16 protein-coding genes, 2 tRNA genes and 1 pseudogene are annotated in these 26,660 nt (G+C 61.8%); 7 read left to right on the top strand and 12 right to left on the bottom strand.

Annotation, left to right across the window (positions count from 1 at the left end):
- Positions 1-89: 89 nt before the first annotated feature.
- Together P5205_09920 and P5205_09925 are read left to right on the top strand one after the other, a co-directional pair.
- Entirely contained in the window at positions 90-4,790 is a 4,701-nt protein-coding gene (locus P5205_09920; GenBank protein ID HSA10674.1) for a DEAD/DEAH box helicase family protein, read from the top strand.
- Entirely contained in the window at positions 4,787-5,101 is a 315-nt protein-coding gene (locus P5205_09925; protein HSA10675.1) for a hypothetical protein, read from the top strand. Before P5205_09920 ends, P5205_09925 begins: the two co-directional genes overlap by 4 nt.
- A gap of 1 nt (position 5,102) precedes the next feature.
- Here P5205_09925 and P5205_09930 read toward each other — a convergent pair whose 3' ends face one another.
- The 7 genes and pseudogenes from P5205_09930 to thiH all read right to left on the bottom strand — a co-directional run bounded on the left by P5205_09930 (position 5,103) and on the right by thiH (position 11,916).
- Positions 5,103-6,179 (bottom strand): tyrosine-type recombinase/integrase, encoded by a 1,077-nt coding sequence (locus tag P5205_09930; GenBank protein ID HSA10676.1) that lies wholly within the window; start codon positions 6,177-6,179, stop codon positions 5,103-5,105.
- 212 nt (positions 6,180-6,391) lie between these two features.
- Positions 6,392-6,466 (bottom strand) — tRNA-Cys (locus P5205_09935).
- A 284-nt stretch (positions 6,467-6,750) separates the two neighbouring features.
- Positions 6,751-8,238, bottom strand: a pseudogene (gene carB / locus P5205_09940) (carbamoyl-phosphate synthase large subunit).
- A gap of 97 nt (positions 8,239-8,335) precedes the next feature.
- Positions 8,336-9,217, bottom strand: a complete 882-nt coding sequence (locus tag P5205_09945) for a polyphosphate kinase 2 family protein (protein ID HSA10677.1) — start codon at positions 9,215-9,217, stop codon at positions 8,336-8,338.
- Positions 9,218-9,616: 399 nt separating this feature from the next.
- Positions 9,617-10,405 (bottom strand): thiazole synthase, encoded by a 789-nt coding sequence (locus P5205_09950; protein HSA10678.1) that lies wholly within the window; start codon positions 10,403-10,405, stop codon positions 9,617-9,619.
- 58 nt (positions 10,406-10,463) lie between these two features.
- The gene (gene thiS, locus P5205_09955; protein ID HSA10679.1) at positions 10,464-10,712 is read right to left on the bottom strand and encodes a sulfur carrier protein ThiS; all 249 of its coding nucleotides are present in this window, start codon (positions 10,710-10,712) and stop codon (positions 10,464-10,466) included.
- A gap of 7 nt (positions 10,713-10,719) precedes the next feature.
- The gene (thiH, locus tag P5205_09960; GenBank protein ID HSA10680.1) at positions 10,720-11,916 is read right to left on the bottom strand and encodes a 2-iminoacetate synthase ThiH; all 1,197 of its coding nucleotides are present in this window, start codon (positions 11,914-11,916) and stop codon (positions 10,720-10,722) included.
- Between the two features lie 531 nt (positions 11,917-12,447).
- On the opposite strand from thiH, the gene P5205_09965 reads away from it, so the two are divergent.
- The 3 genes from P5205_09965 (at position 12,448) to P5205_09975 (ending at position 15,893) form a co-directional block, all read left to right on the top strand.
- The gene (locus tag P5205_09965; protein ID HSA10681.1) at positions 12,448-14,253 is read left to right on the top strand and encodes an ABC transporter substrate-binding protein; all 1,806 of its coding nucleotides are present in this window, start codon (positions 12,448-12,450) and stop codon (positions 14,251-14,253) included.
- Between the two features lie 56 nt (positions 14,254-14,309).
- Positions 14,310-14,394: transfer RNA gene (locus P5205_09970), tRNA-Leu, on the top strand.
- Between the two features lie 53 nt (positions 14,395-14,447).
- Positions 14,448-15,893 (top strand): site-specific integrase, encoded by a 1,446-nt coding sequence (locus P5205_09975; protein HSA10682.1) that lies wholly within the window; start codon positions 14,448-14,450, stop codon positions 15,891-15,893.
- A gap of 238 nt (positions 15,894-16,131) precedes the next feature.
- Here P5205_09975 and P5205_09980 read toward each other — a convergent pair whose 3' ends face one another.
- The 3 genes from P5205_09980 to P5205_09990 form a co-directional block, all read right to left on the bottom strand.
- On the bottom strand, positions 16,132-16,716 hold the full coding sequence (locus P5205_09980) for a hypothetical protein (GenBank protein HSA10683.1): 585 nt from the start codon (positions 16,714-16,716) through the stop codon (positions 16,132-16,134).
- Between the two features lie 267 nt (positions 16,717-16,983).
- Positions 16,984-17,130, bottom strand: coding sequence for a hypothetical protein (locus tag P5205_09985; GenBank protein HSA10684.1), 147 nt, complete (start codon positions 17,128-17,130; stop codon positions 16,984-16,986).
- A 115-nt stretch (positions 17,131-17,245) separates the two neighbouring features.
- Positions 17,246-20,371, bottom strand: coding sequence for a DUF3427 domain-containing protein (locus P5205_09990; GenBank protein ID HSA10685.1), 3,126 nt, complete (start codon positions 20,369-20,371; stop codon positions 17,246-17,248).
- A 206-nt stretch (positions 20,372-20,577) separates the two neighbouring features.
- On the opposite strand from P5205_09990, the gene P5205_09995 reads away from it, so the two are divergent.
- The gene (locus P5205_09995; protein ID HSA10686.1) at positions 20,578-21,582 is read left to right on the top strand and encodes a WYL domain-containing protein; all 1,005 of its coding nucleotides are present in this window, start codon (positions 20,578-20,580) and stop codon (positions 21,580-21,582) included.
- 304 nt (positions 21,583-21,886) lie between these two features.
- Positions 21,887-22,585 (top strand): hypothetical protein, encoded by a 699-nt coding sequence (locus P5205_10000; GenBank protein HSA10687.1) that lies wholly within the window; start codon positions 21,887-21,889, stop codon positions 22,583-22,585.
- A 50-nt stretch (positions 22,586-22,635) separates the two neighbouring features.
- Here P5205_10000 and P5205_10005 read toward each other — a convergent pair whose 3' ends face one another.
- Positions 22,636-23,172, bottom strand: a complete 537-nt coding sequence (locus tag P5205_10005) for a sulfatase-like hydrolase/transferase (protein HSA10688.1) — start codon at positions 23,170-23,172, stop codon at positions 22,636-22,638.
- Between the two features lie 52 nt (positions 23,173-23,224).
- Complete coding sequence (locus P5205_10010) at positions 23,225-26,116, bottom strand: glycoside hydrolase family 78 protein (protein HSA10689.1); 2,892 nt, start codon at positions 26,114-26,116, stop codon at positions 23,225-23,227.
- Positions 26,117-26,660 lie beyond the last annotated feature (544 nt).

Genomic DNA, 26,660 nt, shown 5'->3' on the forward strand with positions numbered 1-26,660 from the left:
ACCGTATTTCTGACTCGGACAGGATCGGGGAAGGGCCGCCCCGGCAGAAATTCCGGCAGAACATCGAAGCCATCCAAACTCTGCGGAAGGTGGAGGCCGAGGGCCGCCCCGCGACACCCGAGGAGAAGACAGCGCTCGTGCGTTACGTGGGCTGGGGTGCCATGCCGCAAGTCTTTGACCCGCGCAATTATGAATGGCGGTCGGCGCGCGCCGAGGTGGAACAACTGCTGACCCCGGAGGAACTGGAAGCGGCCCGCGCCAGCACACTCAACGCCCACTACACCTCGCCGACCGTGGTGCGCGCCATGTATCGCGCCCTGGAGCAGTTCGGATTCGAGCGGGGACGAATTCTGGAACCGGCGTGCGGTATTGGGCATTTCATCGGGCTGATGCCGGAGGCGATGCACCGGCATTCGACCATCACCGGCGTCGAAATTGACCCTATCACCGCGCGCATTGCCAAGGCGCTCTACCCGGATGCCGATGTTCGCACCCAGGGATTCGAGAATGCCAAACTCGCCGATGGGTTCTTCGACGTGGCGATTTCCAATGTGCCGTTTGGGGATTATCCCGTCCACGATCCGAGCCTGAATGCCTACCGGTTCCCAATCCACGACTACTTCTTCGCCAAGGCCCTGGAGAAGGTCCGTCCCGGCGGTCTGATCATGTTCATCACTTCCCGCGGAACGATGGACAAGCTCGACTCCACGCTCCGCGAGTATCTGGCCCCGAAGGCGGAGTTGCTTGGTGCCATTCGTTTGCCGAACACAGCCTTCAAACAGAACGCTGGCACGGAGGTGACGACAGACATCCTCATGCTTCGCAAGTTGCATCCCGGCGAGACTCCTCGTGGACCGGCCTGGCGCGAAGTGCAGGAATTCACCAATCACAATTGGGAGAAAATCCCCATCAATGAGTATTTCGTAGAGCGTCCCCACTTGATGCTCGGCCATCTTCAGTTGACCGGCCGAATGTATCGGGACAATGAGCCGACGTTGGAACCTGACGGCAGGGTTCTTGGCGACGCGCTCGGTGCAGCAGTTCCGGAGCTACCTGCTGGCATCTATCGCGCGCAACGGGTCGAATTGATGGAATCTGCCCCGGAGCAGACCATTCCTGCACCGGATGTCGTCAAACCCAACGCGTTCTGTATTCACGATGGGATTGTCTGCATCCGCGAGGAAAACGTCCTGCGTCCGCTGAATGACTTGCCGTCGGAGACCCGCTCCCGGATTCGCGGCATGATCCAGGTGCGTGATGCCGTGCGCGACTGCCTGCGCGCCCAGGTGGACGGCAGCCCGGAAGAACGCGTCGTCGAAACGCGCCAGCAACTCAACATCGCTTACGACCGGTTCGCCGCCCGGTTTGGCCCGCTGAATCTCCGGGCCAACCAGCGCGCGTTCGATGGCGATCCGGATTTGCCGCTGCTGCTCTCGCTGGAGAACTACAACGACGAAACGAAGCGGGCGACGAAGGCGACCATCTTCACAGAACGGACGATTCACCACCGGCAGCCGGTGGAATCCGTCGACACGCCCAAGGAAGCGTTGCTCGTAAGCTTGAATGAGTGCGGTGGCGTTGACCTCGACCGCATGGCGGGATTGCTGAACAAGCCAGTCGAAGAATTCCTCCCCGACTTGAAAGGGTTGATCTTCCGCAATCCACAGACGAACGAATGGGAGACTGACGACCAATATCTGTCCGGCAACGTGCGGGAAAAGCTGACGGTCGCGGACGCCGCCGCGCTGACTGATCCGCGCTTCGCCGAGAATGTCGAGGCGTTGAAATCGGTGCAGCCAGCAGACTTGGCGGCGACCGAGATTGACGTGCGGCTCGGTTCGGCCTGGCTTCCGCCCGGCGACGTGAAGGATTTCACCAACCAGCTTCTGAACATTCCGTCCGGCGTCGAGGTCGGCCACGTCCACGCGCTGGGCACATGGCACATCAACGCGAATTGGGAAGCCAAGGGTGCGACGGCCAACACGACGGATTGGGGCACGGACCGATACACGGCCATCGAACTCATCGAAGATGCGCTCAATCTCAAGACGCCCACGGTCTATGACACGGTTGACGACAAACCGGTGGTCAACGCGCAGGCAACCGAAGCCGCACGCGAAAAGCAGGAGCGCATCAAAGAGCGGTTCAAGGAGTGGGTGTGGTCGGATGACGCCCGTCGTGAACGGCTCTGCCGCCTCTACAATGACACGTTCAACCACACGCGTGTCCGCACTTTCAACGGCGACCACCTGACGTTGCCCGGCGCGAGCGGGGCGATCCAGTTGCACGGACACCAGAAGGCCGGGGTATGGCGCATTCTGCAAACGCCCAACACGCTGTTGGCGCATGTTGTCGGCGCGGGCAAGACGTTCACCATGGTCGCTGCGGCGATGGAGTTGAAACGGCTCGGCCTCGCTCGCAAGCCGATGTTCTCCGTTCCGAACCACATGCTCGGTCAGTTTTCGACCGAATTGCTGACGCTGTATCCCGGCGCGAACATCCTGGTCGCGGGCAAGGAGGATTTCGAGTCGCAGAACCGCAAGAAGTTGTTCAGCCGCATTGCCACCGGGAATTGGGATGCCGTCATCGTCACGCACTCGGGTTTCGAGCGCATCCCTCTGGCGCGCGAAACACAGGAACGATTCTTCGAGGAACAGCTTCACGAATTGGAGATGATCAAGCGGCAGCACGCGGATTCGTCGAATCGCCGCCTTGTGAAAGAGATCGAAAAGTCCAAGAAACGGCTCGAAGCCAAGCTGCAAGCCCTCGCCGCCGAGCACAAGAAAGACAACACGCTGACCTTCGAGGAACTCGGCGTGGACCGCATCTTCGTGGACGAAGCGCACTATTTCAAAAACCTATTTTACGTCACCAAGATGACGCGCATTGCCGGTCTGCCACAGACCGCCAGCGAACGTGCCTTTGACATGTATCTGAAAGTCCGCCATGTCCAATCCCTCAACGGCGGAGGCGGTGTAGTGTTTGCCACGGGCACGCCCATCGCGAACAGCATGGCAGAGATGTTCACCATGCAGCGGTATCTCCAGCCCGAGGCGTTGAAACAGCACAACCTGCATCACTTCGATTCGTGGGCAGCCACGTTCGGCGAACCCGTCACCGCGATGGAACTTTCGCCGGACGGCGCTGGCTACCGGCTCAACACGCGATTTGCCCGATTCATCAATGTGCCGGAGCTGATGCAGATGTTCCGCCAGTCTGCCGACGTGCAGACCGCCGCCATGTTGAATCTGCCACGCCCAAAGCTCGACGGCGAGAAACCCACGATTCGCAACGCACCAGCGACCGAGGAATTAAAGGAGTTCGTCCAATCGCTTGCAGCTCGCGCTGAGAAGCTCAAGGGCGGACGCATTGATCCGAGCGTGGACAACATGCTGAAAATCACGTCCGAGGGACGTAAGGCCGCGTTGGATCTCCGGTTAATGAAGCCAACATCACCGGACGAGCCGCAGGGAAAGGTGAATCAGGCGGTTGAGAACATTCACAGTATCTGGGAGGCGACTGGCGCGCAGCGCTCCACGCAGCTCGCCTTTTGCGACCTCTCGACACCCAAGGACAAGGGATTCTCGGTCTATCGAGACATGGCCGAGAAGTTGAAGGTCATGGGCATTCCCGAGCGCGAGATTGCCTTCATCCAGGAATTTGATTCCGACGCCTCCAAGCTGGCTTTGTTCCGAGACGTGCGCGCGGGCAAGGTCCGCGTCCTGTTCGGCAGCACGCAAAAGATGGGTTCGGGGACGAACGTGCAGGAACGTTTGATTGCACTGCACCATCTCGATGCGCCGTGGCGACCGGCGGACGTGGAACAGCGCGAGGGTCGGATACTGCGGCAGGGCAACAAGAACTCCACCGTTCAGATATTCCGCTACGTCACGGAAGGCAGTTTCGACGCGTATATGTGGCAGACGTTGGAAACGAAGGCCAAGTTCATCGCCCAGGTCATGAGCGGTGACATGACCATCCGCCGCCTCGAAGACCTCGACTCGGCTGCACTGACCTACGCGGAGGTCAAAGCCATCGCCTCCGGCAATCCGCTGGTGATCGAAAAGGCGCAGGTGGACGCCGAGTTGATTAGGCTGACGCGCCTCCGCTCCGCCCACGCCGAAGAGCAATATCGTATTCGGTCGAATCTCCGGCGCTCGCATGAAGACGCCGAAATGTTTACCAGCCGTCTGACCAATCTTCGGCAAGACCTCACGGTGCGGCTGGATACGACCGGCGATAAATTCATCATCGAATTGGATGGGCAGGAAATGAACAACCGGGGCATCGCCGGCGAGTTGATTCTCCGCCGAGCCGAGAAGCTGAAGAACCGATTCGGGGATGACGTGAGTATCGGTAGTTTTGCTGGCTTCGCTCTGCTGCTCCGCCCCAGCTTTAACAACACCGTCGAAGTCGTCGTGCGCGGCAAGAACAGCTACGCCGCGCGTGTCACCGACACGGCGTTGGGCACGATTCGGTCGATGGAAGCCACCGTGCAGGGGTTTGAAGAACGCGCCACCAAGCTGGAGGCCGACATTGCGGATGCTCAAAAGCGCACCAAGGAACTCGAAACCAAAGTCGGCGCGCTTTTCGAGAAGGAAGAACACTACCAGCACCTGTGCCGTCGCCAAAGCGAGATCGAGGAGCAACTTGACCTCACCAAGAATCAAGCCCCCAGCCAGGTGGAAGTGGAGTCCACGGAGGCCATTGATCAGAAGACCTCCGACCGTCATGCGCAAAAGAATCATCGTACGCATTCAAGCCACCACCGCACCGCCGTCCACGTATGAGCACCGCGACGCACCAGACCGAGTTTCTAAGTTGGAAGATTCTGCCTGCCCGCCTTGATGCCGCGCAGACCGCGTGGTATCTCGGATTCGAGCCTCACGAGATTCCCATGCTCATCGCCGCGAACCTGCTCAAACCCCTTGGCAAGCCCGCGCGAAATTGCACGAAGTACTTCGCCACCGAAACGCTGGAACAACTACGTCGCGACGAGAAATGGCTCGCCCGCGCCAGCGACGCCATTGCCGCGTATTGGAGAGAACGAAACGCCCGCAAGCGTTCGGCTGGCGGGCGCAACGGAGGCGGCAGCAGATAAACTAGCCAACGGTCTGGCCGAGGCGGGTAGCTCGATCTCGCTCGGCCGTGAGCGGCGGAAGTTGGATGATTTGACCCTCTGCAGCCTGTTTCTCGTAGCTTTCCAGAGACGGCAATTTCACCTTGGCCTTGCGAGCGTAAGCGCGATGCACGGCCTTACTGTTGTGGCCGAGCGCCTCCTGGGCGAACCGTTCGGGGTAACCGCATTGCTTTGCGCGTTCCGCCCAAGCGTATCTGTAAGAATGCAGAGACACCCCTTTGATGCCCAAGCCTTCGCAGCGTTGCTTAAATTCTGTCGCCCGATCGCCGCAACGGACGGTATGCAGATAGGGGAACAGCGGCCCAACTACCGCCAGCCGGCGGAGAACCGCTTCGATTTCGTCTCCAAAGTGGATCATTGCCAGGCTGCCGGTCTTCTGCCGGTTGTAGGCGATAGTCCGGTTGGGCCAGTCAATGTCCTCGGCCTTGAGGTTGGCGATGTCCGTTTGCGAGCCGCCCAGATGCCAGCAGAGTTCGTAGAAGCTCTGTCGCTCGGGGTTCTTCTCTCGCTCAATGATCCGCTGATGTTCCTCCAGCGTGATGGCGCGTTTGGGTTGGAAGCGGACTTCCGGCCAGAGTCGCTTCGGTATGATCGGCCACGGCAGCCAGTTCATCGCGAGGCAGAAGTTGTGGAGCTTGCGCAGGTGGACGTTGGTGCTGACCGTGCCGGCCTTGAGGCAGGCAAGCATTTGCTCAGCCTGAGTTTCAAGGATGATTTTCCCGCGAATCAGGTCGAGCGCCGACTCCTTCGCTGCCCGAACCCAGCGCTCTTTGGTCGAACCTTCCTTGGTTTCGATGATGGCGTTCAGGGCGTCCTGCCAGGTCCGGGTGGAGACGCCGGAGTCCGTTCCGGCGAGATACGCCTTGGCGAGGTGTAGATTGAGTTGGGGTTGGCGGAAGGATTCGTTCTTCGCGTTGAGCAGAGTGGTCGCTTCGGCGCGGTCCTTTGTTCCGAGGCTCTCCTGTTTTCCAGTCTCGGAGTTGTGGGCGTAGAACATGCCGCCCTTCTTGCGACGGTAGAGGCGAAATCGGTTTTTCATGGCTCGAATTTTTTGTTCGAGCCTGCCAAGCGAGGACGAAGGGCAGGTGTCTCAATGACACCAAACGCACGGCCAATTGCGTTTCAGCAAGTCGTGCCGGGGTGATCGCGGAGTTGTTGTTGAGTACTTCCGAGTCACAAATCTGCTGGCACTTTTGCTGGCACTTGAGGGCTGTGAGATTTGTAACTCCTTGTCCAAACGATATTTGGAATTGGAGGCGGAGGTCGGAATCGAACCGACGAATGAGGCTTTTGCAGAGCCCTGCCTTACCACTTGGCTACCCCGCCACCGAATTTGTGCGGAAATTAAACCAGTTCAGGTGACACGCAAGTATTAAGTGACACCGTTAATTGACTCCCGTTACCAACGGCGCCGCGGATGCGTCGGCGGAGCGAGAAGGCGGATGCGTCCTCAGATGGCCTCAACTCCAAGGGTTTTTCACCGGGGGACAAACCGCTGAAGCGGTTCGGAACTCACACCGGCCCGCCGACACCCAACTCAAGTTGGGTGTTAATGAGAGGGCACAGGCGAAGGTTGGTTAGGCTGGCGCGACGGAACGGCTAGCGGCGGCCAGTTCTTCCTCGAAATCCACAATCTGCTTGATCTGGGCCAGGAACCAACGGTCAATCCTGGTGAGTTGGAAGAGTTCCTCGATGGTGAATCCGGCGCGGAGGGCATGCCGGAGGAAGAAAATGCGCTCGGCGTTCGGCACGCTGAGGCGAGAGGTGATAAGTTCTTTCGGCAGGAGGTCGCGATCCCCATATACTTTGTCGCCGAAGCGCCAGGGCCGGCCATGGCCTCCCAATCCGCAGCGGCCGATCTCGAGGGAGCGCAGGGCTTTCTGGAGCGATTCCTTGAAGGTGCGGCCGATGGCCATCACCTCGCCGACGCTCTTCATCTGGGTGTTTAGGGCCGGGTCGGCCTGGGGGAACTTTTCGAAGGCGAAGCGAGGGACTTTGGTGACGACGTAATCAATGGTGGGTTCGAAGCTGGCGGGGGTTTCACGCGTGATGTCGTTTCGGATTTCGTCGAGGAGATAGCCGACGGCGAGCTTGGCGGCGATCTTGGCGATGGGGAAGCCGGTGGCCTTGGAGGCGAGCGCCGAAGACCGCGAGACGCGCGGGTTCATCTCGATGATGACCATGCGCCCGTTGTCCGGGTTGACGGCAAACTGGATGTTCGAGCCGCCCGTTTCGACGCCGACGGCGCGGATGACCGCGAAGGAGGCGTCGCGCATAATCTGGAACTCCTTATCGGTGAGGGTCTGGATGGGCGCGACGGTGATCGAATCGCCGGTGTGGATGCCCATCGGGTCGAAGTTCTCGATGGAACAGACGACGACGCAATTGTCCTTGCGGTCACGCATCACCTCCATCTCGAATTCCTTCCAGCCGAGCAGAGATTCCTCGATGAGAATCTCGGCTGCCGGGGAAAGCTCCAGTCCGCGCCTGGCCAGGTCATCGAATTCCTCGCGATTGTAAGCGATGCCGCCGCCGGTGCCGCCCAAGGTGAAGGCAGGACGAATTATGAGCGGAAACCGGCCGATCAGGTCAGAGACCTGGCGCGCTTCTTCGGGATTGTGGGCGGTGCCGCTGATGGGGACGTCCAGACCGATGGATAGCATCAGGTCCTTGAAGACTTGCCGGTCCTCGCCACGCTCAATGGCTTTAGCGTTGGCGCCAATCATCTCGACCCCGAATTGGTCAAGGGTGCCGCGGCGGAAGAGGGCCATGGCGGTGTTGAGGGCGGTCTGGCCGCCAAGGGTGGGCAACAGGGCGAGTGTGCCGCTGGCCCTGGTGCGCTTCATTTCCCCGGCTTCACGGGCGATGATCTTCTCCAAGCAATCGGGAGTGATCGGCTCCAAATAGGTGCGGTCGGCGAACTCCGGGTCGGTCATGATCGTGGCGGGGTTGGAGTTCGCCAAGATAACGCGGTAGCCGTCTTCTCTGAGCGCTTTGCAGGCCTGGGTGCCTGAATAATCGAACTCGCACGCCTGCCCGATGACAATCGGGCCGGCGCCGATGATCAGGACGGAATGAATGTCGGCGCGCTTCGGCATAGCAGGCGCACTGAATAAAGCGCAATCGGAGGCGCTTGTCAGTGTCAAAGTTGAGAGTGCCCGATTCGCGTGTGAGGACAGATCAAAGCACGTCCGGTCACGGTTTGCGCATCCGCAACGCCACGCGCACCGCGGAGAGTTCCTTGCGCTTGGCTGCGCCAACCTTCGGATAGCTCAGATCGAGAGACTTCAGGGCATCCACGATCACCTCGGCGACGACGACGCGAGTGAACCATTTGTGGTCGGCGGGCACGACGTGCCAGGGGGCGCAATCGGTGGCGGTGTGGCGAATCATGTCCTCGTAGGCGCGCATGTAGGCGCCCCACCTCTGGCGCTCGCGGAGGTCGTCGGGGGAGAACTTCCAGTTTTTCTCTGGCAGTTCAAGGCGGCGGAGCAGGCGCTGGCGCTGCTCCTGTTTGGAGACATGGAGGAAGAATTTGCGCACGAGGATGCCGTTGCGCGTGATGAAGCGCTCGAAGGCATTGATGTCTTCGAAGCGCTCGCGCCAGATGTCTTTGGTGACGAGGGCGGGAGGCAGCTTTTGGCGGGCGAGCAGGTCGGGACGGACGCGCACGACAAGGACCTCCTCGTAGTAGGAGCGGTTGAAGATGCCGATACGGCCACGTTCAGGGAGGCACTTGGTGGTGCGCCAGAGGAAGTCATGGTCCAGCTCTTCCGCCGAGGGGGCTTTAAACGGGAAGACCTGGCAGCCCTGGGGATTGACGCCGGACATGACGTGCTTGATGGTGCCATCTTTGCCGGCGGCGTCCATGGCCTGGAAGATGAGCAGCAGGGCCCACTGGTCCTGGGCGTAGAGCTTATCCTGCAGTTCGCGGAGGCGGGCGATGCCGTCTTCCAGCCATTCCTGGGCACGGTCTTTGGATTTGATCTTCCAGGTGTCGGCCGGGCTGATGTCGGCCAGACGAAACTTCTTATCATCGGCGATGCGATAGCGTTTAACCAACTCCGAGCTTTTCATAGTTTCCTTGATCAGTTTTCCGAGCCGAGGCAGCCCAAGGGCTGTGGCCGGGAACGGATAAAGCATAACGTGCGAACAAAGCGATGCCAACGCCAAATGGGGACGGCAGACGAATCTTCATGAGGCTTGTTTCTCGGAGAAGTATTCGCTCAAGCGAGCGGCCGCCTTCCCTCTTTGAGCTGGAAGGGTAAAACGGTCGCGGAGTTGGCGGGTAAGATATGATGGAAGGAAGCCCCGCCTGATTTCTGCGTGACGGGCAGGAGGCGGATGGCGTTGTGGAGCGAACTCTCAGCCTGGGGATGCCGGGGTAAGCTCGACAGCTCTGGCGGCAGGCTGTTTTCTGGCGCGTTCTGACGGTGGCAGGCGTGGAATGCGGACGGATTGGCCGCCACGCTACGCTCAGTCCAGGAACGCCGTCAACGGGCTGGTTGCGGCAGCCGTTTCCTGTTGCGCAGGCAATCCGGCCTCGAAGGCAGCGCGCCCGGCCTCGACCGCCATGCGGAAGGCGGCGGCCATCCGGTTTGGATCACTTGCCACAGCAATCGCCGTGTTGACCAGCACCGCGTCCGCCCCCAGCTCCATCGCCTCGCTCGCGTGACTCGGCGCGCCCAGTCCCGCATCCACCACCACCGGTACGACAGCCTGCTCAATGATGATGCGAATCTGGTCCCGGGTCTGAAGGCCGCGGTTGGACCCGATCGGCGCGCCCAGTGGCATGACTGTTGCCGTGCCGATGTCCTGCAATCTTTTCGCAAGGACCGGATCGGCGTTGATGTAAGGCAGCACCGCGAATCCCTCCTTCACGAGCGTCTCCGCGGCCTTGAGCGTTTCGACCGGGTCCGGCAGCAAATAGCGCGGGTCGGGATGGATCTCAAGCTTGACCCATTTGGGCAGCCCGGCCGCCGCCGCCAATCGGGCGAGGCGAACGGCCTCCTCGGCGTTCATTGCGCCGCTGGTATTGGGCAACACCAGAAACTTGTCGGGGCTTAGGAACTCCAGGATGTTCGCGAACGGGTCATTTCGCCCGCTCAAATCCGCCCGCCGCAACGCCACCGTCACCATCTCCGCGCCGCTGACCTCCGCGGCCTCGCGCATGGCTTCGGGCGAGCTGAACTTGCCCGTGCCGAGGATCAGGCGCGAGCGGAAGCTGCGCCCGGCGATGACTAATGGCTGGTTGGACAGAGACATCGCCGCCAATGTAGCCGCGCCTCGCAGGTGTTGTCGAGCAGGGGCCCAAGCGGGTCATTCACCCCCCGGCGACGATCTTCACAATTTCCAGCCGGTCACCCACCTTAAGCTGGCGCCGGACGAATTCCGACGGTGCCACCGCCTCGTTGTTATGCTCGACCACCACACTGCGCGGCAGGAGGTTTTGCGCGAGCAGGAAGTCCGCAATCGAGCACGGCAGTTGACATTCAATTCGCTTTCCATTTGCAATGACGAACGACGCATTCATGGCCGACGGCGTTGAGTTCGAGGCTGGGGGCTGGCTCATCTTGTTCCTATGCCGTCAGCGCCGCATCCCAATCCTTCCACACCGGCTCATAGCCGAGCCGACGAATACGGTCGGCGACCTCGGCCGGCGAGCGCTCGTCGGCGATCTCGAACTGGCCGGTGGCATGGCCGGCCCGGTTGCCCACTCCCGCCCACTCGCTGGCGCCGAGTCCGACAATCCGGCCTTGTTCAGTGTGGTGCAGCTTCTCCTTACCCGCGCCCGTGTAGCCGCCCGGCTCGGTGTGGCTGCCCGCGCTCATCAGCGTAATGCCGAGCGGGAGCAGCCCGTCGCGCAGCTTCGGCGACTCCCGGGTCGAAAGCACCAACCCGACATCGGGAAACATCAAGCGAAAGGCGCACAACAACTGCACCAGTTCCCGATCGCTCAGGTGCGTAAGCGGTTGGAATTCACCCGCGCACGGCCGCAGCCGCGGCAGGGAAATGGTGAGTTGCGTCTTCCAGCATTTGCGGAGCAGATATGCCGCATGGGCCGCGACGCTGATGGCCTCCAGCCGCCAATCACCCAGGCCATAGAGCGCGCCGATGCCCAGCCGCCGGAAGCCCGCGGCGCAGGCGCGCTCGGGCGTCTCCAATCGCCATGCGAAGTCCCGCTTGGGACCGGCCGTATGCATGGCGGCATAGACGTCGCGGTCGTAGGTCTCCTGATACACGACCAGACCATCCGCTCCGGCGCGCACGATCGGCCGGTAGGTCTCGGTTTCCATCGGGCCGACCTCAAGCGAGAGGCTCGGCACCTCCGCGTGCAGCAGCATCACGCATTGGGCCATGTAGTCCGCCGAGACGAACTTAGGATGCTCCCCCGCCACCAGCAGGATGTTGCGGAAGCCCTGCGCCAGCAATGCCCGCGCCTCGCGCCGCACCTCTTCGGGTGTCAGGGTCACTCGCAAGATGGGATTGTCCCGCGAGAACCCGCAATACTTGCAGGCATTGATGCACTCGTTCGAGAGATACAGGGGGGCAAACAGGCGCATGACCTTGCCAAAACGCTGCTGGGTTATCTGTCGCGACCGCCGCGACAGCTCTTCCAGGAGGTCCGCGCCCGCCGGCGAGATCAAGTGCGCAAAGTCCTCCAGCCCCAGCCTATCCCGCTCCAGGCTAGCTTGCGCCGCCGTCCTGGACGTCCGCAAAGCGCGTTCCGTCAACGCCGCCAGCGGCAGAGAGTTAAATTCCGTGACAAAGCTCACAAGCAGAACTTAGCAAAGGGCGGAGAGATGTCGAGCTGAGGGGCGGTGGCCGGCCTGTGGTTGGGCGCATCCAAGTCTTACGCAAAGGAACGCCCACATTTTTGTCTGTTCGAGGGTCATTTGCTCCATGCTGCGCCGCGGAACGCGCACCGACCCTTCGCCGGCACGCCTCCTCCGACTGTCTCAAAAGTGGACAGTGCGGCACGTTTGCAGGGGTTGGCTTTGGCTAGACCACGGTGTGAGCCCAGTGTGTATCCCATGGGGAGCGCTCCCCATGGGATACACACCGGGGTAGCGCCGGACTCGCATCGGTGCCTGACCGGTGTTCTGCGCGGAATCCAGCTGATCGCACTCGAACCGAAGGATATGCTGGCCCTGCCAAGGCAGGGAAACAGCGGCGATGGTTGTTTCGGCTCAGGGGCTGGTCGATGGCCGGGCCGGCGGCAGGAATGTTGCCGTTCCTGCAAGAAGCTGAAATGCGCTTGCCGTGACGGCGAGAGGAGGCAAGGCGCCCTTGCTTGCACGCACTGAATGAGCTACAAGAAGCGCGTCACAATGATCGCGCCTTCCTTCTCTCGCATCGCATTGCTCGCTACCACGCTGGCGCTGGCCGGCTGCGGAAAGCCCGAGGCACGCAAGCCCAGCGCGGCGCACCCTTTGCCAAAGTCTCCGCTCATCAGCAAGGGCGAGCCGGGCCGGATGGGGGGGCGTTTTGTGATCCCAGCCAGCGCCAGCCCGAAGACCTTTAACCCTTTGTTCGCGTTCGACGGCGCGTCCGACGGCATCATCCGGCTCCTCTTTGCCTCGCTGGCCAACCTGGACTGGGCGTCGCAGCAGCCCGGACCCGGCCTGGCCGAGTCTTGGTCTGTCGCTCCCGACCAGAAGACCTGGACCTTCAAGCTGCGCGCCGGCACTCGCTGGAGCGATGGCGAGCCGCTGACGGCGGATGATGTGGTCTTCACCTGGAACGAGATCATCTGTAACCGAGCGCTCAAGCAGACGACCCTGGATCCGTTCCGCATCAACGGCCGCGAGTTTGCGGTGACCAAAGTGGATGAGTACACGGTGCAGGTGGTGACGTCGGAAGTATTTGCGCCCTTTGTCGAGTTTTTCGGCGGCGTACCGGTGCTGCCCAAGCATGTCCTGGAGATAGCCGTAAAGGCCGAGGTGCTCCCGGCGGCCTACGGGCTGACCTCGAAACCTGACCGGATCGTCGGCTGTGGACCGTATCGGCTGAAAGAATTCCGATTGGGACAGTTCACCCTGCTCGAGCGCAACCCGGAGTACTGGGTGGCGGATCGGCAGGGAGCGCGGCTGCCGTATTTCGACGAGGTGATGTTCACCGTGCGCAGCGGCTCCGGCGGAGAGGCGGCCCTCTTCCTGTCCGGCAAAGGCGACGTCTTCGATGCAGTGCGCCCGCAGAATTACCCGGCGTTCAAGCAGGCATCCATGGACGGGCGTTTCCAACTCCTCGACCTCGGGCCGGGGGCGGACCGGGAGTTCGTCTGGTTTAATCAGAACACAGGGACCAATGCTGCCGGCAAGCCTTTCGTCAATCCGGTCAAGCTGAAGTGGTTCCGGGACAGGAAATTCCGGCAGGCGGTCTCGTGTGCGATCGACCGCGACCGGCTCGTGCGGGAGGCCTATGGCGGGCGGGCGCAGCCGGCTTATGGCTTTCTCTCGGCGGAGAACCAGAGATGGAACAACCCGGACATCCCGCGCTACGGGTATGATGTTGCCCGAGCGCGTGCCCTGCTGGCGGAAATCGGCATGCAGGACCGCAATGGCGACGGCGCGGTGGAGGACGCCGCCGGCAACCTGGTCGAGATTGAATTCTCCTCCAACCTGGGCAACCCGCTGCGCGAAAAGGCGGCCGTCCTGATCCAGGAGGACCTCAAACGCATCGGCCTCAAGCTCATCTATGTGCCGATGGAATACCGGGCGCTGCTGGATCGAATCAATGTCACCTTTGACTATGAATGCGCCCTGATGGGTTTGGGCGGCGGCGGCAGCGACCCCGTTTCACAGATGAACGTGCTTCGCTCCAGCGAGGAACTGCACCAATGGTTCCCATTCCAGAAGACGCCTTCGACCGCCTGGGAGGCCCACATTGACGCCCTGATGGACGCCCAGATGCGGACGCTGGATTTCGCGCAGCGCAAGAAAGCCTTCGACGAAGTGCAAGTGATCCTGGCCGAGGAACAGCCCATGATCTACACGGTCACGCCGTTTGTCGCTGGGGCGATCCGCGCAGGTGTGGGCAACCTGCGTCCTTCCGTTCTGAGCCCTAACCACCTGACCTGGAATCTGGAGGAGTTGTATTTCAAGGGGAAGTGAGAGGCGATTTTGGCCTTGCGCGGGAGACCGCCGGCTGCTTCATTAAGGGCAGTCCTGCGCATATGGCGGAATTGGCAGACGCGCTACTTTGAGGTGGTAGTGGAGTAATCCGTGCAGGTTCAAGTCCTGCTATGCGCACCATATTTTTGCTGGGAAAGTGAGGTTGGTGTTGACTTTCAGGAAAGATTTCTTTCATGAAAACCCCCGAAGGGTTCCCGAAGGTCATGGAGGAAGGTGGCATTACCGCCAAGATCTACCAAAGCCGCGTTCGCAATAAATACAATCTTTTCACCCTGGCCTTCTACATGGATGGCCAGTTCAACAAGGAGAACTTTGGGAGCCTCGACGACGCCATTGCACGGGGCAAAAAGGTCGTCCGGCAGTTGAAGGGCGGCGAGTTCGAGGGCGTGGTGATGACCAGCCAGCAGGTCAAATCCTTCTTCGCCTCGCTGAAAAATCTCGAGGGCACCGGGCTCAGCCTGGAGGCCGGCACGCAGGAGATCGCCGCGTGCTACGGGGTGCTGCGCGGAAAGGTGCCGCCGCTGGTGGCGTGCAAGGACTACGCGAGGCAGAACGACGAGACAGTGGTGCCCAGGACGGTCGAGCAGGTGGTAACGGAGTTCCTGGCCGCCAAGGAAGCCGGCTCTGCGACCCGCATCAAGGGCAAGGGGAAAACGGTCAGCGAGCGGTATCTCTATGACCTGCGCAAGAAGCTGGAGAAGGTGTCGGCGCACTTCAACGGGCTGTTAATCACGCTGGTGACGGCGGCGGAAATCAACCGGTTCGTGAGCGAGCTGCGGGGCGTTAGAGGCCGTCCAACCAAGAAGGGCAAAGCGGCAGCCGTGCCGAAACCGATCAGCGGGCGGACGAAGAATAATTACCTGCAGGTCATCAATGTGCTCCTGGAGTACGCGCGGAAGCAGAAGTATGTGCCGCGTCACTTCGCGGTCATGGACGAAGTGGACCAGTCCGAGGAATCGGATTTCGATATTGAGATTTTCACGGCGGAGGAGATTACCAAGATACTGGCGGCGGTGCGGAAGGATGCGTTGCCTGCGCTGGCAATTGGGGCGTTCGCCGGCATCCGAACGGCCGAGGTGTGCCGATTGGACTGGTCTGAGGTCAACCTGGACAAGGGGCTGATCGAGGTCAAGAAGGGGAAGGCGAAGACGCGCTCTCGGCGGCTGGTGCCGATTACGGAGAACCTGGCGCTGTTCCTGAAGGATGTGCCGGACAAGGACAGGAACGGGCCGGTGTGGCCGAACTCGGAGCCGTTCCTGTTCGACCTGATGCGGGACGCGGGGAAAGACAGCGGGGTGAAGTGGAAGCACAACGCGCTGCGGCACTCGTTCATTTCCTACCGCGTGGCGAAGATCAAGAATGTGAACGAAGTGGCGATGGAGGCCGGAAACAGCCCGGACATGATTTTCAAGCACTACCGGGAACTGGTGACGGAGAAAGAGGCGGATGCCTGGTTCGGGGTGACGCCGGAAGCGGTGAAAGCCGCCAAGGCGAAGATGGAGAGGGAGAGGGCGGCCAAGGTGGTGGAGTTGCCGAAGGTCATTGCGGCCTTCGTGAAGATGCTCCCCCGTCCGTCGGTGGTCCCAGCGGGTGAACGCCGATCCTCGAGGAACCAGTAGGCCCAGTCGTTGATTTCCACCTGGACCGTCAGGTCCACAAACTGTGCTGCACTACAAAGGAAAGGGAAAAGCAAAGACAGAACTAAACTGCAGTTACCGCTGCGACTTCGGAGAAAGGTATTTTTCATAGCGAGGCGCTGTCGATCAGGGTGAGAGATGGGAGGCAGCCGCCGGTGGCTCACGAATGCGGACAAAAGGAACCGGCTACTTCCCGTGGGCTCAATGCTCTTGGGCAGCTTCACTTTTGCTCCAGTCCGGAGTCGTGAATCGAGGCGTTGGTGGCGGATGAACCGGTGCCATTAGGTCTTGGCAAGACTCCCTTGGAGCCAAGACTTCGTTCATCTCCGCGCTTTTCGGAACCATACAGTGAGACCCTGCCCAACCATGAGGTGGAAGCATGAAAGTCTGGGCTGCTCGGCTCCCGCCGTGCCGAGAGGCTGGCCGCAAGCGCTCTCTGGGTCTCCCATTCCCGTTGCCTCTCCAGGTTACGCCGAAGCGTTTGGACTTCCGCCACTGCGAACCGCCCCACCACGGCGTCGTTGGTCAGCTTCTCCATGACAGGAATCAATATAGCAGGGTCAGCCTCGACGGCGCGCAGGGTGGTTAACGCCCCATATCGTTGGTTCCAGTGCTCGGTAGTGTCCTCCAAGATGGCCAAGAGATCGGGGGTGGCCGGATGCCCCGGCCGGCCCAGAGTCCTCAAGGCCCACATGGCTCGGTCCTTGCGGTCGAACTGGTATCCCCCGACCGGGAAGCGCCTGTACCACCACCTCGGCGCGAGACGAAACCAGGTGCGTTCCATCTTGTTTCCTGAGTGGAGCATTCTCTTGAGCGTTGGCACAGCCCTTTCTCCAAAAGCAAGCATAGCCAGGCTCACAGCCGGCCGGTTCGTCTCGAAGTCTCTGCTTGTGAGCCATTGTGTCACGCTTCGGCCGCAGAATGTGGGTTCGGCTTGGCGGCGGTTGCCGAGCCTGAGGCTCAGCACAACCAGGACCGCTCCAAGTAACAGCAGGCCGAGTGCAAGTAAAGCGTTGCGGCTTGTCATGGCCAGACTAGTGCTGCTCAATGTTGTGGGTCGGCGCGGTGTCTGTCACTGCTTCGGGCGCTTCATAATAACAATGATCTTCGCTTTGTTGTTTGCGTCTCCGGGCACCACCATGCTGGATACTACCGCGTAACCTTGGGTGCCAGCTTCATTGAGCTGCCGCGCCAACTCGGCTTGATCTTGTTCTAGCATGTCAAAGAAGTATAAGCCAACGGGGGGGAGACGGAAGCACGGATTCATGAGGAGGTAGAGTAGTAGAGCAGGGTCCTGCGCTAGAGGCAACTGAGCGCGTCCAATGGGCGCGGCATCAGCCACCGCGGCGGTTTGCCTCGAACATCTCGACGGGCATTGGGTGGGCGAGCTGCCAAACCATTTGGATAGGTCGCTCGGATTGGTGGCTCACCAGCTCTGCTGGGCCAAGGAACGTGTACGGGGAGGTGAGGCCGTCCACCTTCTTGCGTGAGCGAGCGAAGAACAGCATTGTGTAGCCCCGGTCTTTGTGGTGGATCAGGTTCTGGCCTTGCCCGCTGGATTGGCTTGTCTGCGCCTGGGTCTCCCAGTGCAGCAGCTCTCTGCTTATGGGATAGTCCTTATACATCGTGCTGGGCGAGAACTCCTTCTCAGTCTTCTGGAACGTGACCAGGGCCGCGATGGCCTTTATGCCGGGAAAGTGGAGCACCCCGACTCCTGTCACGCCGGCTGAGTCGAACGTTGCTCCTCCCAAGGCAGCTTTGATTTCGTCGCCACCGTAGGCCGCGTGCAGTTCGAGGCTGCACGGGAACGGCAAGGCAACAGGGGTGCTTCCAACGCGCGACTCATCGTCGGCCCAAGCCAGGATTTCTTCCCAGTCACGGAGAACGGTGGGGTTCCTCGCGAGACGGTGGAAGGATTCGTTGAGATTTGGGATACCGAGGGCGGGGCCCGGCTTACCCCATAAGCGGTAGTGGGTGACGATCGCGGAATCCCCGGCTTCGGCGACAGCCGCGGGCGTGTTACCTGCCCTGAGGTGGCCAGCAACCTTGCGGAGCCGGGCGATTTCGCGCGGGCCGGTTGTCTGGGCGGCATTGATCAGGCCGTCCTGCAACCGCCCAAGGTCGGGGTCTGTCGGTATATCAGCGAGACGCGCCGCTGCTTTCCACTGCGTCCAAGTGTTGCGGGTAAGCAAAGCTTCGGGCTCGTAATCGTGAAAGCGAACAAAGTTGCCGAATGTCAATGGCTGGTTGGCTTCTTGCTCGAAGGACTCCAGGCGATCGGGGACCTGGTTAGCGAGGTTTCGCAGGTTCTCACGGATGTTGGCGAGCACGTGTTCCCGCGCTACGCGGTCGAGCTGAATGCTGCAGCCGGCGGGAAGATGGGGAAAATCCATCTCCACCTCTCGCTGAATGTTAAAACGGCGCTTGGAAAGCAGGGCCTTCAGCTTGCGGTCGATTCGATAGCGCCGATGCGCCTGGCCTACGAAGTCCAGCACGGTAAGGCAATCTTTCTCTGGAGCGTGGCGGAGGCCCCGGCCAAGCTGTTGCAGGAAAACTGTCAGGCTTTCAGTGGGCCGCAGGAAGAGGACAGTGTTGACGTCGGGAACGTCCAGGCCTTCGCTGAGCACGTCCCGTGTGAACAGGAATCGGATTCCTCCGGCACGAAATTCATTGAGCAGTTTGGCCCGCTCGTCGGTTTCGGTTTCGCCAATAATCACCGCAGAGGTTATGCCCCGCTGATTGAACTGGTCGGCCATGAACTCGGCGTGTCGAATGGAGACGCAGAAGCCGATACCCCGGACGTGGTCGAGGTCGGGCTCGTAGCGCCGTAACGAGCTTACCACGACGTCCAAGCGTTGACGCGCGAGTTCATGGGCACCCGTGTAGACTCTTTCAAGCTGCGCGATGTCATATTTGCCGCTGCGCCAGAACTGCTCGCCGGCCAATGAGACGGGATCGGCCACGCCGAAGTAGTGGAACGGGCAAAGGAGCTTTTCTTCGAGGGCCTCGGGGAGACGAATTTCGGCAGCGAAGCGGTTTCCGAAATCGGCTGCCACGCTCGCGCCGTCCATGCGCTCCGGGGTGGCCGTCAGGCCCAGAAGGATCCGAGGGTGGAATTTCTCGAAGACTGCGCGATAGCTGGCGGCCGGACCGTGATGCACCTCGTCCACGATAATGAAGTCGTAGAAGTCAGCGCCGACTTGCTCCCACAGCCGGCGCGTTCCAAGCATGTCCACGGAGCAGAACAGATGGTCGAAGCGCGTTGCGACGTGCGGGCCGACCTGGAGGTCGCCGAAGTCTGGAATCCGGAGGACCAAACGAAATGTTCCTACGGCCTGTTCAAGAATTTCGCGCCTATGCGCGACGAACAAGAGGCGGGCCTGGCGATTCTGCTGCTGGTAAATCCGCTTGAAGTCAAAGGCGGCAACGACGGTTTTCCCTGTGCCCGTGGCGGCGACGATGAGGTTCCTCCATCGGTTGTGCACCGACCGCTCGGCTTCAAGGGCGTCGAGGATCCGCTCTTGGAACGGGTGCGGCGCCATGTCCACCATCACGGGTGAAAGGTCGGTTTTCTTTCGGGCGTGCTGGATCGCTTCCCGTAGCGTGGTTGGCTCCTCTGGATTGAAGGGGATGAACTCGCGGCTGTTCCAGTAAGTTTCGAATTCCGCGAGGAACTTCTCCAGGATATGCGGGAGATCCTGTGCTGTGATCTTGAGATTCCATTCCAGGCCGCTGGTCATCGCCGGCTGCGACATGTTTGCGGAGCCGATATAGGCTGTGGAATACCCGGTGTTTCGGTGGAAGTGATACGCCTTGGCATGGAGGCGCGTGCGCTCTGTGTCGTAAGAGACCCGAACCGAGACATTTGGCAAACGCGCCAGCCATTCCACCGCCTCTGAGTCCGAGGCTCCCATGTAGGATGTCGTGATGATGCGGACCCTGCCGCCGCGTGTGGTGAGTTCCTCGAAGGCTGGCATCAGCAGTCGTAGGCCCGACCACTTGATGAAGGAAACAAGCAGATCCGCTGAGTCGGCGGATTGCATTTCTTTCGCAAGCTCGTGCACGAGTTGTGGGTCGGTTGGGGAGCCGGTGAACAAGCTACTTTCGGCAAGCGCGGTCTCCGGTCGCGGCACTCGTCCTTCTGCGTAGTTGGGGGGTGTAATTTCGAGAAGGACGGGCTTTTCCGCTGGGATGAGACGCCTGTTGGCGAGGGACTGCGCCGGAGGTCTTCCACCTATTCGTTCGACAACCTCGTTGCATAGTCGCAATCGGGTTGCCGGGTCGGCCTCAAGACGGAGAGCCTTTTCCAAAAGCCTGGAAACGAAGGCCGCGTAGCGCGAGGGCTCTTCCTCCGGATCTAGTTTTCCGAAGACCGAGCGCAGTTCGGGGTGACTTTGCAGGATGGAACTCAGTTCCTCATCGAGCAATGCTTCGTAGATGCCTTGTGCCAGGTCTGCCACACCTCATTGCTGTCAAAGATCGGGCGGTTTCTCCAGGAAAAAGACGGAGGGCTGGTTTGGGCGGGCCGTGGGCTGACCGAAGTCGGGCACTCGCCGCGGGACCGAAGTCGGAAGGTTTTGGGGGCAGTGTAGCAGAGGGGGAGTGACAACCGTGGTCCCGGGGGTTAAAAATGTTGGGGCTGGATTTAACCGAGAATTGATGGCCTATGAAAAGCGTGTTGCGCGAGCGGTACACCCGGCCGCCGTCGGACCGGATGCGTCGGATTCACGAATGGATCAACAGCGGGAAGTATCCGAACGCGGTGACCATGGCGCGGGACCTGGAGGTCACCGACAGAACGGTGAAGCGGGACATCGAGTTCATGCGCGACCGCTATGGCCTGCCGATCGAATACAACGAGGAGCGCTACGGATATTACTATACGCAAAAGGTGGACCGGTTCCCGGTGGCGGCGATGACGGAAGCGGAGATGTTCGCGCTGCTGGTGGCCGACAAGGCCATCGCGCAATACCGCGGGACGCCGTTTCAGAGGCCGCTGCGGATGGCTTTCCGGAAGCTGACGGGGCAACTGGACGGGAAGGAGCGCTACTCGCTGGAGAACCTGGGGCTGGCGCTGTCGTTCCGGCCGCTCGCGCCGGAGGACGCGGACATGGAGGCGTTCCGGGTGATCACCAGGGCGCTGAAGGAGAGGCGGGCGCTGACGTTTGATTACCGGAACCTGGCGGCCAAGAACTGGCTGCGGCGTCATGTGCATCCCTACCACCTGGCGTGTATTGACAACCATTGGTACCTGTTCGCGCATGACGTGAACCGGAAGGCGATGCGGACGTTCGCCCTGACGCGACTCGCGCGGCCCCAGGTGACGGCCGAGGTATTTGAGAGGCCGAAGGACTTCAACCCGGACGCCTACCTGCGCGGGAGCCTGGCGGTGATGAAGGGCGACAAGGAGGAGGATGTGGTTATTGAGTTCGACGCCTGGGCGACGGACCTGGTGCGGGGCCGGCAGTGGCATTCGAGCCAGCAGATGACGGAGCGGCCGGGCGGTGGCTCGCGGATGCAGATGCGGCTGAACAGCCTGGAGGAGATCGAGCGATGGGTGTTGAGCTGGGGGACGCACGCGCGGGTGATTGGGCCGCCGGCGCTGCGGGAGCGGGTGAAAAAGACGGCGGCGGTGGTGGCGGGGCTGTATGGGGGAAAAGCTGAAACCTGAAACGCTGAAATTCTGAAATTGGGGAGTTCACAGAAGGACGCGAAGGACACGAAGGACTGAAAAGGGGGACACGGATGTGACCTACGGCAAAGTGGTGCGTGGGGCGTGGCACAAAAGCAGAAAGCAGAAAGCTGAGGGCTGCGAGCTTACCCCTGGCTACGGTCTTTGACCCCGCTGGGGTCATTGGGTTTGCGCCAGCCGTGCCCACGGCTGGCGGATTGGCTCGGGGGAGGGACCCAGGGGACACGAAGGACTGAAGGGGGGGACACGGATTCCCCGGATTGGGGCGGATAGGTGGCAGCCCATGGGCGATATCCCCCTGCGCAACCACTCAACTGAAACGATGGGCGCGGACTTTTTCCTCAGCTTTAACATCACGCCAGTCCCAGACCCGGCGGTGGTAGGGTCGCTGCTGGTGGACTTGCGCCGCGTGCCGGTGGTTGGCGCGCCTCAACGAGCCGACCATTGGGTGAGCCTGTGGACCGGCGGAACGGTCGGCTCGTTGCAGGTGGGCGCGCGTTACACGGTGACACTCCCGCCCGAGCTGCTGGGCAATCCCGCGGGCGCCACGGCCCGCTACGTCGTCACCACCTCGCAGCAGAGCTATAGCACGCAGGAACAGGAGGACGTGGACAACCCGGAGTTCTGGGACGACCCAGAGACGGTGCCAGGGGTCATCAAGGTTGACCCGGCCAGCATGCCGTCGGGGCTGGACTCCGCGCCGGATACGGGCCTCTACCAGGTCAGCGCGCCCGGCCAGTGCCGCCGGGGCGGTGACGGTGACCGTGATCAACCCGGGCCCCGTCAGCGCCAGCCGGAACAATGGCTTCTGTTACGGTGCGGCTGCGTTGACGCCGCCCGAGGTGCGCGGCGTCGAACCGTCGCTGGGGCCGATCGCCGGCGGAACGAGTGTCAATATTTCCGGCGCAAATCTCGTCACCGGCGCCACGCTGCAAATCGGGGGACAGGCTGCCGGCAACGTGGTCGTGGAATCGGCCAATAGCATCCAGGCCGTGACGCCCCCGGGCACGATCGGACCAGCCACCGTGCGCGTCACCAACCCCGACGGCCAGAGCGGCGAGTTGGCCGGCGGCTACAATTACGGCAGCCGTCCGCGTAATACGCCGAGTGATTGTAGTCGTGCGTGCACTCAAGCACCTTCCAATACTCAAAACCCTGCCGCCGCTCACGCGGGATGAAGTTCGAGCGGCCATGGCCGTCCACATGCCACTTGCCGATGTATCCCGTGTCGTAGCCTGCCGCGCGCAGCACCTTGCCGATTGTCACCGCCTCTGGATCAAGTGGCACGTCGTTCAGGAAGACGCCGTGCGTGAGCGGCCGCTGCCCGGTCAGCAGCGAAGCGCGCGTCGGGCAACAAACCGGCAGCCCGGAGACAGCGTTGACCAGGTGAACCCCCTCCCGCTGCAACTGGTCCAGGTGGGGCGTCTTGACGTCAGGGTTCCCCGCATACCCAAACGCCTCCGCCCGCCACTGGTCGGCGAGCATAAATAGAATGTTCGGCCGGCGGGAAGCAGCGCGACCTTCGACGTGGCCCCGCTCGATTGCGCCAGCCGCGCAAGCCAATCCCACTAGTCCGACGGAGATCCCGCACACCGGAAGCCTCTGTCTGGCGCCATTTATCCTAATTGCCGCCCACAGTTCGGAACCTATAGTGCCCCGACGCCACGGCGAGCACCACCCGCGCCCCTTCCGCGCGCAGGAACTTCACCCCCTGCGCCTGCGCCAGCGGCCTGCCGCTCTCCGTCACGCCCGCCGCGTCGCGCGCCGGCACATACACCGTCGCCGTCGTGTTCGCCGGGATGGTCACCTCCAGGTTGAACTGCCCGCCCTCGGCCTTCCATGCGCTGGCGATGCGGCCGCGGATGGAATCGTAGTGCGCGCGCACCCAATCAATCGGTTTCTGGTCCGGGTTGCTGCCCGGCGAGGGCGGCGTAGGCCGAATGATGATGCGCTGGTAGCCCACCCCATCCGACTGGATGCCCGCCAGTTGTGAGAACATCCACTCGCAAACCGCGCCGAAGGCGTAGTGCGAAAACGAGTTCATCTCCGCGTTCTGTTTGCCGCCGAATCCTTTGTCCTTGGTGTAGCTGTTCCAGCGTTCCCAGATGGTCGTCGCCCCCTGCTCGATCTCGTAGCCCCACGACGGATATTTCCGGCTCTGCAACAGCCGCACCGCCAAGTCCGATTGCCCGGTCGCCGACAGCACCGGCAGCAGCGGTCGCGTCCCCAGGAATCCCGTGCTCATCCGCCCGTCGTTGTCCTCGATCTTCTTCGCCAACCGCGCCCCCGCAGCCGCGCGGGAATTTTCCGGCAGCAGGTCCATGTAGAGCGCCAGCGCGTAGGCGGTCTGCGTGTCCACCGACAGCGCGCCGTCCGGCTTCATATACTTCCGGTTGAACGCGGCTTTGATCTTGGCCACCAACTCGCGGTACTCCGCCGCCTCCTTGCTCTTGCCGATGGCCTCGGCCATTTCGGCCATCAGCTTCGCCGAGTAGGCGAAGTAGGCGGTGTCTATATAATCAATGGGCGTCTTCTCATTCACCGACAGCCAGTCGCCCCACTCGTTGCCGTGGGCGACGCCGAGGAACTCCTTGCTCGCGCCCTTTCGCCAAGCAATAAACCGGGTCATCGGCTCCCAGCAACGCTCGATCACCCGCGTGTCACCGTAGGCCTGCCAGATCGTCCACGGGCAGATCACCCCCGCGTCGCACCACGCCGTCCCGAAATCCCACCCGTGCTGGAACGGGTACGGCGCGTAGCCCGGGAAGGCCCCGCTCGGCCGCTGCGATTCCATCAGCTCCCGCAGCCACTTGGTGTAGAACGCCGCCACGTCCGCGTTATACACCGCCGTCCCCACATACGCCTGCGCGTCCCCCGTCCATCCGAACCGCTCGTCCCGCTGCGGGCAATCCGTCGGCAGGTCCAGGAAGTTCGCCCGCTGCGTCCACACCACGTTCTTGAACAGCCGGTTCACCATCGGGTCCGAGCACTCGAACCCGCTCGTCAGCGGCGTGTCCGAATGCAGCACAATGCCCGTAATCGCGTCCAGTCCCGGCTCGCCCGGGTAACCCGTCAGCTCCACATACTGGAACCCGTGGAACGTAAACCGCGGCACATACGTCTCCCCCGCGGGGTCGCCGCGCAACACGTAGTAGTCCGTCGCCCGCGCCTTGCGCAGATTCTCCGTCATCAACTGCCCATCCGGATGCAACATCTCGCCGTAGCGCAGCCGCACCCGTGTCCCCGCCGGCCCCTTCACCTTCAGCCGCACCACGCCCGCGAAGTTCTGCCCCAGGTTGAAAATCTGCACGCCATTGGTCGGCGAAGTCATCCCCGCCGGCTTGAGCTCCTCCGTCGCCCGCACTGGCACGCCCGGAAACGCCTCCAGCTTCGGCGGCCGCTTGAATCCCAAATCCACCTCGCGCCCCTCGATCTTCGGCCCCTTGCCGTCCGCCGCGGGATTCCGGAACTCGTAGAACTTCGCCTTCGCCGGCCCGTTCTCCTCCGCGCGAATGGCCGCCTCCCACTTGCTGTCGTCGAATCCCGCCGTCGCCCAGCCCTTCATCTCCTGCCGCGCGTCATAGCTCTCGCCCATCAGGAAATCCGCCTCCTGCGCCGGCCCCGCGCCGGTCACCTTCCACGACCCATCCGTCGCCACCGTCTCGCGCGACCCGTCCGCATACTCGATTTCGAGCTGCGCCATCAGGGCTGGTGTCTTGCCGTAAGTGGAACGGCCGATCGCCTCCGTCCCGATCCCCGTCAGCAGCCCGAATCCGATGTATCCGGAATACCACCCGTCCGCCACCCATGCCCCCAGCGCGTTGGCCCCGCGCCGCACCAGCCCCGTCACGTCATACGTGTTGTAGTAGGCCCGCTGGTGATAATCGCACCAGCCCGGAGCAAACCACTCATCCCCCACACGCCGGCCGTTCAGATGCAATTCATAGATGCCCAGCGCCGTCGCGTAAATCGTCGCCCGGCGCACTTCGCGGGAGGCGGCGAACTCCTTCCGATACTGCCGCGCCGCCGGCAAATACAGCGGCTCCTTGAACTTGTGCACCGGCGCCTTGTCCCGGAAGCTGATATACTCCGCCTGCCAATCCTTTGCCTTCAAAAGCCCCATGGACCACCGCGCCGGCTCGCTCCATTCCGACGCCTTGCCGTCCTTGTCCCACACCTTCACCTTCCAATAACACCGCTGCCGCGAACTCAGCCTTTTGCCGTCATAGACGACCCCCACTGTCTCGCTGCTCTTCACCTTGCCGCTGTCCCACAAATCCCCCCGCCCCTTCGCCAGCCGCGCCTCATCGCTCGCCACCAGCACCCGGCAAGCCGTCTGCCGCTGCCCCCGTTCGCCCGATTCCACGATCCAGCTCAGCCGCGGCCGCAACTCATCCAATCCCAGCGGATTCGCCAAGTACTCGCAACGTAGCTGCGTTGGCGTCAGGCCGGGGCTCGCCGCCAATGCCCCAACCGCCCACAAACTACACCCGATCACCGCTGCCCACCTCATAAGCTGCATGCCAACTCCAGCGTTGTTAGGGACGCGCGGCCCGCGCGTTCGCCCCCTCTCCCCTTCGGAAGGCGGAGCATTGCCCACATCTTGGCCTGCATTCTCGGCCAACCCCGAAGGGATTGGGTCTCTGAGTCCAGGGTTGGCCCGCCAAGGGAAACAGGGGGGCGGTCCTACCCTGGGATAAGCGCCCACATCACGCACCAACCCTGAAAGGGTTGTAGCCTCTCGCTCCGGCGGCCGACGCCAGTGCCGCAACCCCTTCAGGGTTGAGGAATCCTGCAACGACCAACCCAGGGTAGCTCGTTCCTCGCAACCCTGGGCTGAAGGATAGAATCCCTTCGGGATTCGGCCCTCGCGGGCCGAAAGATGTGGGTAATGCTCAGCTTCCGATGGCGAGAGGGTCGGGGTGAGGGGACCCCGCGATTCCACAAAAGCGCACGTACTTGCCTTGGCACGCAACACAACCCAACCATCTCTAAGCACATTCATCATAAGCATCATCCAGGTTCTTCTTCGTCCGGCAGCAGCCATCCCACGCAGC

The organism is Candidatus Paceibacterota bacterium, from assembly GCA_035452965.1.
Classification (GTDB): Bacteria; Verrucomicrobiota; Verrucomicrobiia; order Limisphaerales; family UBA8199; genus UBA8199.

Excerpts from the sequence above, each read along its gene's own strand:
- P5205_09925 (HSA10675.1), top strand. The coding sequence starts at position 4,787 with ATGAGCACCGCGACGCACCAGACCGAGTTTCTAAGTTGGAAGATTCTG.
- P5205_09930 (HSA10676.1), bottom strand. The coding sequence starts at position 6,179 with ATGAAAAACCGATTTCGCCTCTACCGTCGCAAGAAGGGCGGCATGTTC.
- P5205_09945 (HSA10677.1), bottom strand. The coding sequence starts at position 9,217 with ATGAAAAGCTCGGAGTTGGTTAAACGCTATCGCATCGCCGATGATAAG.
- P5205_09950 (HSA10678.1), bottom strand. The coding sequence starts at position 10,405 with ATGTCTCTGTCCAACCAGCCATTAGTCATCGCCGGGCGCAGCTTCCGC.
- thiS (HSA10679.1), bottom strand. The coding sequence starts at position 10,712 with ATGAGCCAGCCCCCAGCCTCGAACTCAACGCCGTCGGCCATGAATGCG.
- P5205_09965 (HSA10681.1), top strand. The coding sequence starts at position 12,448 with ATGAGCTACAAGAAGCGCGTCACAATGATCGCGCCTTCCTTCTCTCGC.
- P5205_09975 (HSA10682.1), top strand. The coding sequence starts at position 14,448 with ATGAAAACCCCCGAAGGGTTCCCGAAGGTCATGGAGGAAGGTGGCATT.
- P5205_09980 (HSA10683.1), bottom strand. The coding sequence starts at position 16,716 with ATGCTCCACTCAGGAAACAAGATGGAACGCACCTGGTTTCGTCTCGCG.
- P5205_09985 (HSA10684.1), bottom strand. The coding sequence starts at position 17,130 with ATGCTAGAACAAGATCAAGCCGAGTTGGCGCGGCAGCTCAATGAAGCT.
- P5205_09995 (HSA10686.1), top strand. The coding sequence starts at position 20,578 with ATGAAAAGCGTGTTGCGCGAGCGGTACACCCGGCCGCCGTCGGACCGG.
- P5205_10000 (HSA10687.1), top strand. The coding sequence starts at position 21,887 with ATGGGCGATATCCCCCTGCGCAACCACTCAACTGAAACGATGGGCGCG.
- P5205_10010 (HSA10689.1), bottom strand. The coding sequence starts at position 26,116 with ATGAGGTGGGCAGCGGTGATCGGGTGTAGTTTGTGGGCGGTTGGGGCA.